12 protein-coding genes are annotated in these 11,829 nt (G+C 70.2%); 5 read left to right on the forward strand and 7 right to left on the reverse strand.

Going from position 1 to position 11,829, the window contains the following annotated elements; translation table 11 throughout:
• Positions 1-126: 126 nt before the first annotated feature.
• Positions 127-684 carry a hypothetical protein gene (locus AB0M35_RS17530; protein WP_363746719.1) on the forward strand — a complete coding sequence of 186 codons (558 nt, stop codon included), beginning with the start codon at positions 127-129 and terminating at the stop codon, positions 682-684.
• A gap of 1 nt (position 685) precedes the next feature.
• On the opposite strand, the gene AB0M35_RS17535 is transcribed toward AB0M35_RS17530, so the two are convergent.
• The 7 genes from AB0M35_RS17535 to AB0M35_RS17565 form a co-directional block, all read right to left on the reverse strand.
• Entirely contained in the window at positions 686-1,282 is a 597-nt protein-coding gene (locus AB0M35_RS17535) for a hypothetical protein (protein ID WP_363746420.1), read from the reverse strand.
• Positions 1,283-1,295: 13 nt separating this feature from the next.
• The gene (locus tag AB0M35_RS17540; protein ID WP_363746422.1) at positions 1,296-2,465 is read right to left on the reverse strand and encodes a M23 family metallopeptidase; all 1,170 of its coding nucleotides are present in this window, start codon (positions 2,463-2,465) and stop codon (positions 1,296-1,298) included.
• On the reverse strand, positions 2,462-3,019 hold the full coding sequence (locus tag AB0M35_RS17545; protein ID WP_363746424.1) for a hypothetical protein: 558 nt from the start codon (positions 3,017-3,019) through the stop codon (positions 2,462-2,464). The genes AB0M35_RS17540 and AB0M35_RS17545 overlap by 4 nt, the downstream gene beginning before the upstream one ends.
• Positions 3,016-4,968, reverse strand: coding sequence for an MFS transporter (locus AB0M35_RS17550; protein ID WP_363746426.1), 1,953 nt, complete (start codon positions 4,966-4,968; stop codon positions 3,016-3,018). The genes AB0M35_RS17545 and AB0M35_RS17550 overlap by 4 nt, the downstream gene beginning before the upstream one ends.
• A 1-nt stretch (position 4,969) precedes the next feature.
• The gene (locus AB0M35_RS17555; protein ID WP_363746428.1) at positions 4,970-8,263 is read right to left on the reverse strand and encodes an ATP-binding protein; all 3,294 of its coding nucleotides are present in this window, start codon (positions 8,261-8,263) and stop codon (positions 4,970-4,972) included.
• 121 nt (positions 8,264-8,384) lie between these two features.
• On the reverse strand, positions 8,385-8,747 hold the full coding sequence (locus AB0M35_RS17560) for a hypothetical protein (RefSeq protein ID WP_013736278.1): 363 nt from the start codon (positions 8,745-8,747) through the stop codon (positions 8,385-8,387).
• Positions 8,748-8,760: 13 nt separating this feature from the next.
• A complete protein-coding gene (locus AB0M35_RS17565; RefSeq protein ID WP_327023762.1) occupies positions 8,761-9,078 on the reverse strand; it encodes a hypothetical protein in 318 nt (105 codons plus the stop codon).
• 343 nt (positions 9,079-9,421) lie between these two features.
• Between AB0M35_RS17565 and folP the strand changes: the two genes are divergently transcribed.
• The 4 genes from folP to AB0M35_RS17585 all read left to right on the forward strand — a co-directional run bounded on the left by folP (position 9,422) and on the right by AB0M35_RS17585 (position 11,811).
• Complete coding sequence (folP, locus tag AB0M35_RS17570) at positions 9,422-10,339, forward strand: dihydropteroate synthase (protein ID WP_363746430.1); 918 nt, start codon at positions 9,422-9,424, stop codon at positions 10,337-10,339.
• Positions 10,336-10,695, forward strand: coding sequence for a dihydroneopterin aldolase (gene folB, locus AB0M35_RS17575; protein ID WP_363746432.1), 360 nt, complete (start codon positions 10,336-10,338; stop codon positions 10,693-10,695). Before folP ends, folB begins: the two co-directional genes overlap by 4 nt.
• On the forward strand, positions 10,692-11,219 hold the full coding sequence (folK, locus tag AB0M35_RS17580) for a 2-amino-4-hydroxy-6-hydroxymethyldihydropteridine diphosphokinase (protein WP_363746434.1): 528 nt from the start codon (positions 10,692-10,694) through the stop codon (positions 11,217-11,219). The genes folB and folK overlap by 4 nt, the downstream gene beginning before the upstream one ends.
• A gap of 73 nt (positions 11,220-11,292) precedes the next feature.
• Positions 11,293-11,811 carry a DUF3180 domain-containing protein gene (locus AB0M35_RS17585; protein ID WP_363746436.1) on the forward strand — a complete coding sequence of 173 codons (519 nt, stop codon included), beginning with the start codon at positions 11,293-11,295 and terminating at the stop codon, positions 11,809-11,811.
• The last annotated feature ends 18 nt before the right edge of the window (positions 11,812-11,829 follow it).

Genomic DNA, 11,829 nt, shown 5'->3' on the forward strand with positions numbered 1-11,829 from the left:
ACGCGTGGCGGTGCTGCGCCGGCATTTGTCGTGAATCTCACCGGTCGGCAGGGGTCCGTCACGATCTGCTGAATCTGGGGCATTGGGTCCACAGGCTCCAGCCGATAGCCTCAGGGGGTGGAATCAGTGCCGCCCCCCGCCGGTTCCCAGGTCTCCCGCGTACCGGCGCAACGGACCCCGCCAGAGGAACTGGCACCGCCTACGGTCGTGCCAGCGCCGCAGCGGCCACGCCGACGGGTCCGAACGGTGTTGACAGTGGTCGCCGGGGTGCTCGCGGCGCTGTGTCTGGGCGGCGGCGTCGTCGGCTACCTCGTCTACGACCGCGCAACCACCCCCGACCGCAGCGCACCCGACGTCGTGGTGGACAACTACCTGCGCGCGTTCCTCGTAGACCGCAACGACGTACGCGCCAACCTTCTTACATGTGACGAAACTCCAGATCTAGGTGAGATGCGGCAGCTAAGAGCTGATTTGATAACGCGTGAAGAGCAATTCGATACTAATTTGGCAGTCACTTGGGGACCGCTTCAGGAAGCTCAGGCCGGCAAAGAAGCGGTTGTCAATGTCGATCTCACGTTCTCGGCTCTGGTTGATGGCAACCGGCAGACAGACCGGCAAGCCTGGCGGTTCACAACACGGTTGAGCGAAGGCTGGCTGGTGTGTTCCGGGACAAGGGTCGACTGATTTACTCCAGCCACAACAGATGGACAGGGACCTCCAACGTGGTTGGTGACTGGCCGCGCCAGGCCCAGCGGTACCACTCCACCTCGGGTGCGACCCGTACGCAGATGTCCCCCTCGGCACCCGAGTAGGTCTCCGTGACCGCGCGTAGATCGCGCTGCTCAACGGAGCCCACCACGTGTACGACGCGGCGCCCGACCACCGAGTCCGCCTCGAAGACCGGTGTCGGCGGCCGGTGTGCCGGTGCGTCCAGTGAGACGAGCCGGAGGCCGCCGTCTGCCGTCGACGTGCTGATCGGTGCGCCGACTGTCTCGACCCAGACCCGCTCGACAGGCACCAGCGGGGCGAAGACCTCCACCTGGTCGGATTCGGCGCGATACCACTCATGTTCCGGAATGACCGGCACGTAGGTGCGGCTGTTCTGGACCACCTTCTCATCGGCCCGCAGGTCACTCCGCCAGCCGAGACCCGGCAGCCCGACCAGCACCCGTTGCCCGCGTAGGTCCACTCGGCCGGCAGCCGGGACGATCTCGATGGGCCGGGGCGGTTGTGGTGCCCAGTCCGGCTGGTCGGCGAACGGATCCGGTAGTGGCTCGGTCATGATGGAGGAAAGCTCACTCGGCGCCCTTGAGCGGCGCGCCCTTCGAGCGCATGAACGGCACCGGGTCGATGGCGCTGCGGCTGCTGCGGTCACCGTCGGTGTGGACCTCGAAGTGCAGGTGCGGACCGGACGAGTTGCCGCTGCTGCCCACCTCGCCGATCACCTGACCAGCCTGCACGGTCTCCCCTACGGCGACCCGAGGACGACTCACCATGTGGCAGTAGCGGGTGACGATGCCCTGAGCGTGCAGGACGTCAACGAACCAACCGCAGCCACCCTTGTTCGGCCAGCCGTCCACGTCGCAGCTGTGCCTGCCTCGCCAGTCCGGGTCGCAGCGGGAGACCAGGACTCGACCAGTGGCCGCGACCCGGATGAGGGTGCCCTTCGGTGCGGCGATGTCCACCCCGTTGTGACCGGGCCGGCTCGCCGTGCGGAAACCGGAGCCGACGCCACCCGGAATGGGGGCGGTCCAGCCGGAGGCGGCGATTTCACCCGACGCGGCCGCGTCACACATCTCCTGCCCGGCGATCAGGGCGGTCCGGGCCGCGCCACCCGCCAATGCGTCGACGATCCGGGCGGCGAGTTCCTCGTGCTTGGCGTACGCGTCGGGAAAGGCGCTGATCTGCACGCGTTGGGCGGCCACCGTGAGCGGCAGTTTCTGCCAGTCGGGCAGGTCCACCAGCTTCTCGTAGAACTTCCGAGAGGCGTACTCGGGATTCATCCGCTGCGCGACGGTGCCCCACGACGCGCGTTGCTGGAACAGCCCGACCGAGTCGTGGTCAGCGCCGACACCCTCGTGCGGGATGTCCTGAGACTCGGCGACCGTGCGGTTGGCCAGGTTGAGCAGCCGGGACTCCTGCATAGCCGTTGCCACCGCGATCACCCACCCGCGCGCCGGCACCTCCATCTCCTGGCCGACCTTGATGATCACTGCGGCGTTGCGGAGCTGGCGTTCCCCGTACTGCGGAATCCGGGGCATGTTGCCGGTGACGTCTACCGCGAAGTCTCCGGTGCACTCCAGGCTCGCCGGTGTGATCTGCTCGGCCGCGTCGCCGCCCAACTCGGTCAGGAAGAAGGCCCCGGCGCCACCGGTGCAACAAAGGAACGCCAGCGTCGCGGTGAGTGCGGCGGCGAGAGCGCCGACCCGTACCGGTTGGCGGCGGGAAGTATTCGCGTCGGTCATGACCGCTCCCAGTCCACAGCGTCCACCAGCCACCGCCCCTGCGGCGCCACCAGTTCGAGCCGAAGCCGCCCGGTGTCGAGCGCGATCAGCGCCTCCACGAAGGTCTCGCTGCGCGGCCGTACGGTCACCCCGTCCGTCATCTCACCCGTCGGTACGCTGGCCGGGTCGACGCCGACGAGTTTGTCCATCAGGGCAGCGGTGGAGAGCGGACGCAGACCCTCGTGCCAGTTTTCGGCGGTCAGACCAGGGCGACCGAGCCACGCCACGACGAATTGTTCCGCGACCTGTTCCGGTTTCGCCTCGCCGGGACTGGTCACCGGTGTTGGTGTGGTGGTGGTCGAGATCGCACCGTCGTCGCCCGTGGTCGGATGCACCGTGGTGATCGGCTCGGTCGGCCGGTTGCTCAAGCCGACCGTCTGGTCGCCGGGATCGGCGACCAGCCTGGCCGCTCCGACCACGCCGAGCACCAGCACCGCGATGCCGAGGGCCACCCCGAGCCGGGAGCGGAAAAGCCGGGTGACCAGGAATTCGATGGCCCGCCGCACTACGGTCACCGAGCCTCGGAGCGGATCCGGGGCGCGGGCTTCTCGGGCGCCCGCTCGGCCGATCCCGGACGGTAGATGACGAAGGACGGATTCTCATCGGGTACATCCGGCTCGGCCCAGGAGGCGGGTTGTCGCCGCCGAGGCCGGGGCGCGACGGGCCGGGTCTCGGGCCGCTGCTCCCTTTCCTCTCGGCCGTGCCTCGATCCCTGGACGTCGTTGGCCTTACGGCCGTCCGGACGTTCCGGGGCAGGAGATGCGCCGCTCGGCACCGGGTCCGGGCGGGCCTCCGGCCGCACCTTCGGCTGTTCCGCCACCATTGTGCGACGCCGCCCCATGCTGGGCTCGCTGGTGCCGCCCGGCTCAGCGACGTCGAGCCGAGCCGCGGTACGCATGTCGCGGAAGAACCGCCGATGCCAGGAACCGGCCGAGCTGACCGCCTCGCTGCTGTCCTTGCCGCCGAGCTGAGTGATTCGCCGGTACGGACGCAACAGCAACCAGCCCACTACACCGCAGAGCCAGACCAGCACCACCTGTAGCCAGCCGGGCAGGGTGGGTGTGCTCATGATCAGGTCCACCGCGAAGAGGTAGATCGCCGCGCCGGTCCCGAAGATCGCGATGTTGAAGAGGGCAGCCACCACTGCGTTGCCGAGCCGGCGCAGGCCGGCGCTGGCCGGCCGGAGCAGGCCGATCGTGCCCAGGATAGGCGCGGCGATCACCGCCCATCGGAAGATCAGGAAGCCCAGCAGTACGAGCACCGAGGCGGTCAGGTCGAACATCGCGAAGAGCAGTGCGGCCAGCACCGCGATGAAGCCCGCGCCGACCCGGTCCATGTCCCGAACACCCTGCAGGTACTCGTACGCCTCCGGGTCCTCCCGCTCGATCTGCGCGGCCACCGTCATCCACTGCTGCTTCTTCGCGTTGATGGTGGCTTCGCGGGTCCGAGGATTGGCTCGGATCTTCTCCGCCTCTTCCCAGGAAAGTGACTTGGCATCGTAGAGCGCGGCGCCGTACTTGCGGGCGGTCTCGCTGTCGGCCGAGCCGAGCACGCCGCGCAGCCAGTTCCGGTAGAGCATGCCCTCCGTGGCGGTGTCGCTCGCCCTTACCGCCGGCGGGCGCTTGTCGGTGCAGGCATCCGGGTTGGGCATTGCGCACCGGTCGGGTGGCACGTCCTTCGAGGCCGGGCCGACGGCGTCGTGTACGACGCCGAGTGTGGAGATGAGTGCGCCGTCGGCGAGATTGGCGGACTTGACCGGCCAGGCCGCCAGCGCGGTGATCGCCACCATCACCACGAGCGCCCATCCGGCCGTGGTCATCGCGCTGCTCATGTCGGACTGCCGAGAGCGCCAGAGCAGGTAGAGGCCGACCACGCAGAGCGTGACGATGCCGAAGACGCTGAACACCTTCTGGTAGATCGCCTTGGTGGCCTGGTCCACCAGCGGGTCCGCCCAACCCCACATCGTGCCCGGGTCCCAGGCGCGTTCGCGCAGCGCGTTCGAGGCACCGACGATCGCCGTGGCGATCATGAATTCGCCGTTCGCGATGGTGTTGGTGAACTTGTAGTCCGGGTGCAGCAACGTGGTCGCGCAACCAGTCTCGATCTTGTAGGTGGTGTAGCTGTACCCGGCATAGCCGTAATCGCTGTAGTAGCCCTTGGGGCCGGGTAGCTTGGAGGCCTCGGGTCGGGAGGCGAACCAGCCGGCGATGCCGGAGTCCGGTGCGGTTGGTGTCGGCGGGCTCAGGCAGGTCGCCTCGCTCTCCGCCACCTGCTGAAGCTTGGCGACGCAGGCGCGGAAGTCGGCCTGCCATTCCTCCGTGGTGCACAGGTTGGTGGGGGCCTGGTACGCGACGGGTGAGGCGTACGCGGGTGTGGCGGTGAGCCCGGGCCAACTGATCGTGGCCGCGGCGAGTACGCCGAGTGCCAGGAGCAGCGCCGTGATCCGTGCCCGGGCCCTCGCCATGTCACGCCTCCAGGTCAGGCAGCACGGTCGGCAGTACCCCGGCGGCGGCAGCGATGGCGGCGGGGGTGGTGTCGAGGTGCTCCAAGAGTCCATCCACATAGGACACGTCGACTCGGACCTTCTGCACCCGGCCGTCGACGTCGCGCATCACGAATTCGCGGAAGCCGAGCCGGTGAGCGGAGGTCGCGTCGGCGGTGGAGAGCGAGGCGAGGGTCGCCTCGTACCCGTCGTCGACCGGGACCCGCAGCAGGCGCAGCGCCTCCGAGGCGATCTCTGCGTCCTCGGCGATCCGGCCGACGAAGACGGTGGAGACGAGGTTCTGTACGTCGAGGCCGAGGATGTCTCGGGGGTTCTGTGAGGCGACCAGCGCGGCGAGGTTCCACTTCCGGGAGTCGCGGGCGAGTCGGACGAGGAAGGAGCGGCCGGACCGCCAGCCCTCCATGAAGTGCGCCTCGTCCAGGCCCACCAGCTTGCGTGACGACATCGAGCCGCCGTAGCAGCGACGGACCGCCAACCGGTGCGCGGTGTGCAGCATCGGCAGAGCCAGCGCCTCCTCGGCCGACCAGTACTCCCGCTCGATCTTGAGATCGGGCAGCCGCAGGCCGGCCATGGTGATCACGGTTAGTGCCGCGTCCGGGCCGAGCAGTCCGTCCGGTGGCCGGCCGAAGAAGAGCATGGCCAGCGGCATCTCGGCGGTGTCCAGCAACAGGTTGGCCAGTTCCCGGCCGGCGTCGTCATCGAGCTGGCCGAGGCAGGTGACCACGTCGTCCAGGGTGGAGGTCTCCTCGGCCGGCACCTGGCGTACGGCATGGCGGAACAGGGTCGCGGTGGACGCCTCGCGGGCCACCTGGGGCGGCACCAGCATCATGCAGATGTCCTGCACCAGCATCCGGCGTTCGGCGCGGGCGTTGGAGACCGCGATCTCGAACTCGCGGTCCCCGGCGGCTCCGGCACCGAACTCGCTGCGCAGCGGCGTCGGGATCAGCGAGTAAGGCGCCAAGGTGCCGTGCTCGGAGCCGGTCAGGTTGAGCACCCGGGAGTACGGTCGCAGTTCCGGCATCGCGCAGAGCCGGGCCAGCGGGCCGGACGGGTCGAGCAGGGTCACCTGCACGCCGCGCCGGGCAGCCAGGTAGCCCAGCGCACCGAGCAGGGTCGACTTGCCACCACCCGGTTCGGCCACGAAGACCGCGAGGCCGGAGCGTTCCCGTACCTCCATCGGGAAATGCAGGTCGAGGAAGACGGGTCGGCGGCAGGTGCCGGCGGTTCGCCCGATCAGGTCGCCGCGACGATCGCCGACCGTCGACGCGGCCTGCGGCAGCGCCGCCGCCAGCAGGTGCACCGGCATCCGCCGGACGTAGCCGGTGTTGGCGATCGGCTCGCCGGGAATGAACTCCCGGGCCAGCCAGTCCTGGTTCTTCGGGTGTTGCAGCGAGATGCGCAGTTCCCGGGAGTAGAGCTGGATCAGGCGGCGGGCCCGTTCCAAGCATTCCTCGCGGGTGCGTCCGCCCACCGCGAGCCGGTGCCAGCCGTGTGCCCGAGCGGAGTCCACCGGCAGTCCGGTGGTCATCTCGTCACCGATCACCAGTGCCCGCTTGGCCAGCCGTTCCAACTCCGGTGGAGCGTCGATGCCGTGCTCGGCGTAGTCGAGCTGCTGCGACCGGATCATCCGTAGCCGGTGTTCCAGGTTCCGGAAGGAGTCGCCTGAGCCGAGGATGTCGACCCGGGTGGACAGCTCCATCGGCCACGGCAGCCGCTCGTGGAAGTGCAGCCAGGGCTCGTGCCGTTCGGGAATCTCCAGCGGCTCCATTCGACCCACCGCGAGCACGGCAACGTGCCGTTCCTCGCCGGTCATCCGGTTGACCAGCTTGACCGTCGAGCCGTACGGGGTGCGGTAGCGTTCCACCTGCTCGGTCAGGGCGAGCAGGTCACCGCGCTCCCAACGCCCGTCGGTGATCGGCGAGAGCGCACCCGGGGGTGCCATGCAGAGCGCCACCGAGCGGTAGAGCAGCCATTCCAGTTCCTGGGCGGTGACCCGTCGGCCACGCATGCCGAACGCGCCGAGCACCTCGTCGAACTGCTCGACGGTACGGCCCAGCTTGCGCCGTTCGCCTTCGGCCACGCCACGCCCGAAGGTGCGTAGCAGCCGTTCGGTGAGCGAGTCGCCGAGCGAGCGGCGGGCGAAGGTGACGCCGAGGTAGGTCTGGCCTTCGGCGTGGTTGACCGAGAGCAGGTGCCGTTGGGCGGCCACCAGATGATCTGCCCAGCCGGCCGTGCCGGGCACGTCTGGCAGCGGCGAGACGGTGTGGGCGTCGATGGTGCGGGCCCACTCGTCGGCGGGGAAGGGACGGGTGGTGCGACGCAGGTGCAGCCGGAACCCGGCCAGGCCGGCGTACTGCTCGGAGATAGCCGAGAGCAGTGCCTCGCGTTCCGCGTCGGGGCGAAAGGCCCAGCGCACCTCGGGCAGCCAGTACCAGGCGGTGACGGTGTTGGGGGTGAAGGTCAGGTGACCGGCGATCTCGGTGATCGCCAACTCCACCGCCGGGTCGCGATCACCGAACTTGATCTTCGGAGCGCGGACCCGGACGGGCTTGATCGGTCGGTCCCGACGGTCACCCGAGCGCTGCCGGGGTGGGGTGGTGGCGCGCGTGGCCGGCGCGGTGGCGCGGCGGCCGGTCGTGGCGGCGGCCGGTGGACCACCGTCACGGTGTGGATGGTCGTCGGCAGGGGGCCGGGCGTTCGGCAACCGGTCGCCGGCTGGGGTGGCGGCCGGTACGTGCGGCGGTGGAGGAATCGGCGCGGGAGGCGCGATTGCTGGGCTGGCCGCCGGGGGAGGAACGTCGACGGGGCGATCCGGTGCTGCGACCGGCGCCGGTTCGGCGGGTTGCGGGGGCGGCGCGGGCAGCGGTGGCGGCGCCGGACGGCGGGTCACCGGCGCCGGTGCGACGGGGGTGGCCTGCTGCGGCAGGGCCCGGGCCGGATGGCCGTTGCCCCGTTGGGCGGAACCTGGTCGGGCGTAGGTGCCGCCGAACAGGTCCAGGAAGGGTGAGTCGATGTCGGCGCCGTCGCGGGTGGCGGGCACGGTCGGCAAGGGCTCGGCCGGTGCCGCCCGGCGTTGCGGCGGGCGGGGCGCCTGGAAGACCCCGACGCCGCCGTGCCCCGGTGTGGTGGCGAGCGCCGGATCCAGCGAGGCGTCCTCGGGATCCGCGGATTGCGGGTAGTCGAATGATCGCGCACGGTTACCGTGCGGTGCGGCCGAAGGCCCGGCCGGGGAGCCCGGCGTGGAGGAGCGGCTCATGCGATCGCCCTGCCCGTGCCCGCAGCGGTCGTCCGTTGGTCGCATGGCGGCTGCGGCTCCGCCTCGCTCGCCGCCGGAATGACCGGCAAATCCTCCGACGGCCGGTACGGCGTGCAGCCGGTCATGCCAGTTCCTCCCGGATCCTGATCCCGCTGCCGACCAGTCGCGGGTCGCGCTGCTCGGCGGCCGGCTCCCGGGTGCGTCGCCAGTCGGTCAGCGCGGTGCGGATCACCATGCGCGCCGGCCGGTCCGGATCGACGTACCGGAAGACGAACGAGGTGGTCACGATGGCGAGGGCGATCTCCCACGCGGGGAAGAGTTCGACCTGCAACGTGAACAGCCAGTGGATGAACATGTAGAGGGGGACGAGCAGCATGAACAGTCCGTACTGGGCGTACGGCAGGTGGACCGGAAGGGTGTAGCCGGGCGGCCCGAGATAGACCAGGCGGGCCCGGTAGATGTCGTCGTCGGTGCGCAGCCGCATCTCGTGCCCGCGCCTATTCGAAGATCAGGTTGATCAGGAAGTCGCCGATGAAGAAGAGGGTGGCGGCTCCGGCGATGAAGGCCAGTCCGACGATCGCGATGGCCGAGCTGGTCAGCACCTTCGAAATCTCGCCCCGGCTGGCTCGGCCGATGAAGATGACGCCCAGCACGGCGAGCAGGATCGGCGCGATCTTGCTGGCGAAGAAGGTGACGACGCCCTCGGTGTTGATCCCCTTCGGCTCCTCGGCCGCGAGCGGGATCGACGACGCCAGGGCGGAGAGCAGGTGGGCGGCGTTGCTCGACGCCGATTCCATCAGCTCGATGGCGATCACTGGAACCTCCCCAAGTCGCGGCCGGCGGCGCCGCGGTGGTGCAGTAGGCAAGCCTTGCGGGATCGGTGCTTACTCTGCGCAGCGCCCGAGACCCTGCGTGCATAGCTCGCCACGGTAGGTGGCGATTTTTGGGCGGATTACCCCGCTTTGGCCCTCCCTCCAAGCGTCGCCATCTCGATGCTGGGCAATTCCACAGCGTACGGGCCGCCCCCCTTTGCGACAAGCCGCGAAGAGTCTGCCCGATCCGACCCGGACGACCGATCGTACACATGTTTCAATTGGCATGTCAGTGCCCTGGACCCGGGCTGCTCACGGCGGCTCCGACGACCGGTACCGTCTAGTCGTGACCGATCTGGTACGGGCCCCGGCCCCGGTGGTGGTGGGCGTCCTGAACGTCACGCCCGATTCGTTCTCCGACGGCGGACGCTACGCCGACGTGGGGGCCGCTGTCGCACACGGCGTCCGGCTGCGTGACGAGGGCGCCGGGTTGGTGGATGTCGGTGGCGAGTCGACCCGACCCGGCGCCGAACGCGTCGACGCCGAGACCGAGGCGGGCCGCGTGGTGCCGGTCATCCGGGAGTTGGCCGGTGCCGGCGTACCGGTCAGCATCGACACCACCCGTGCTCGGGTCGCCGAAGCCGCCCTCGCGGCCGGTGCGGTGGTGGTCAACGACGTCTCGGGTGGGCTCGCCGATCCCGACATGGCCCGGGTCGTCGCCGACGCCGGCTGTCCGTGGGTGCTGATGCACTGGCGAGGCCACTCCCGGCAGATGACCGAACTGGCCCGCTACGGCGACGTGGTCACCGACGTACGCGTCGAACTCGGCCAGCGGGTGGAGGCCGCGCTCGCCGCCGGGGTGGCACCCGATCGCATCGTGATCGATCCGGGGCTCGGGTTCGCCAAGACGGCCGCACACAACTGGCAACTCAGCGCCCGGCTGCCCGAGTTGCTGGAACTCGGCTATCCGTTGCTGTTCGGCGCGAGTCGCAAGTCGTACCTTGGTCTGCTGCTGGCCGGACCCGACGGCGTGCCACGGCCCACCGGTGGTCGCGAGTCGGCCACCGTCGCCACCAGCCTGTTGGCGGTCGCCGCCGGCGCCTGGGGGGTACGCGTGCACGACGTCCGCGCCACTGTGGACGCCCTCGCGGTCTGGCAGGCGACCGGTCGCCCACGACTCGCGCAGGCCTGCGGCAACTCGCGGCCCGACACCGCCGGAGCGGATCTCGCTCACGTCGGCGACCCGCAGGGGGTACGACGATGACCGACCGGATCCAGTTGACCGGGCTGCGGGCACACGGGCGGCACGGGGTGTACGACTTCGAACGCGTCGGCGGGCAGGAGTTCGTCGTCGACGCGGTCCTGGAGTTGGATCTCGCGCCGGCCGCCCGGTCCGACGAGGTGACCGACACCGTGCACTACGGCGAACTGGCCGAGCGGCTGGTTGCGGTGATCACCGGCGAGCCGGTCAACCTGATCGAGACCCTCGCCGACCGGCTGATCACGGTCTGTCTGGCCGACCCACGCGTTCGCGCAGTGACGATCACCGTGCACAAACCCGAGGCGCCGATCCCGCACACCTTCACCGACGTGGCCGTCACGATGCGTCGGGCCCGATGAGCCGCGCCGTACTCTCCCTCGGCAGCAACCTCGGCGACCGGATCGCGCACCTGCGCACCGCCGTCGCGGTCCTCGGCGACCACGTGCTGATGGCGTCCGGGGTGTACGAGACCCCACCGTGGGGGGACGCCGACCAGCCGGCGTACCTGAACGCCGTGCTGCTGGTGGCCGACCCGGACGCCGGCCCGCACGACTGGTTGAGCCGGGCGCGGGCCGCGGAACGCGCGGCCGACCGGGTCCGCGACCCGCAACGCCGGTTCGGGCCCCGCACGCTCGACGTCGACGTGATCGCGGTCTGGGGCGACGACGACGAGCCGGTGTTCAGCGCCGATCCTGAGCTGACCCTGCCCCACCCCCGGGCGCATCTGCGCGCCTTCGTGCTGCGACCGTGGATCGACATCCAGCCCTACGGCCAGCTTCCCGGACACGGCTGGTTGACCGATCTGCTGACCTCCGGACCGGCGGCGGCCGAGGTCGCGGAACTGCGTCCCCGGCCGGATCTGGCGTTAGAGTCGACGACATGAGCGAGCGGCAGCGAGCGAGTGATCAACGCGATGCCGTGGCGCGTCGTGACGGCACGCAGTGCAGGTGGCCGGTATGACGCAGGCCCCACCGCCCGACGGGTCGCGGATGCGTCCCACCCGCATCTCCACCCTGGTGGTGGCCGCCCTGGCCGCTGCGGCGGTCGCCTGGCTGCTGATCAGCAGCATCTACTACGACCGGCTGCCGCCGCTGCCGTGGCTGCCGGTGGTCACCCTGGCCGGGCTCGCCGTCCTGGAGGCGTACGCCGCGATCAACACCCGGGGTCGGATCGAGCGGCGACCGGGCCGCGACCCGGTCAACCCACTGATGGTCGCCCGGTTCGTCGTACTCGCCAAGGCCTCTGCCCTGGTCGGCGCGATCTTCGCGGGTTTCTACGCGGGGCTGGTCGGCTGGTTGCTGATCCAGCCGACGCGGGCCGCGGCTGACGACCGGCCGGCCGGCATCGCCGGGCTGGTGGCCTCGGTCGCCCTGGTGGCGGCGGCGCTCTGGCTGGAGCGGTCCTGCCGGGTGCCGGAGCGGCCGGACGACGAACACGAGCCCGACGACTGGGAGTCGCGCCCGGGCCGACGCTAGACCCACCTGCCGCACGGG

This window comes from Micromonospora sp. NPDC051196, from assembly GCF_040682415.1.
Taxonomy (GTDB): Bacteria; Actinomycetota; Actinomycetes; order Mycobacteriales; family Micromonosporaceae; genus Micromonospora.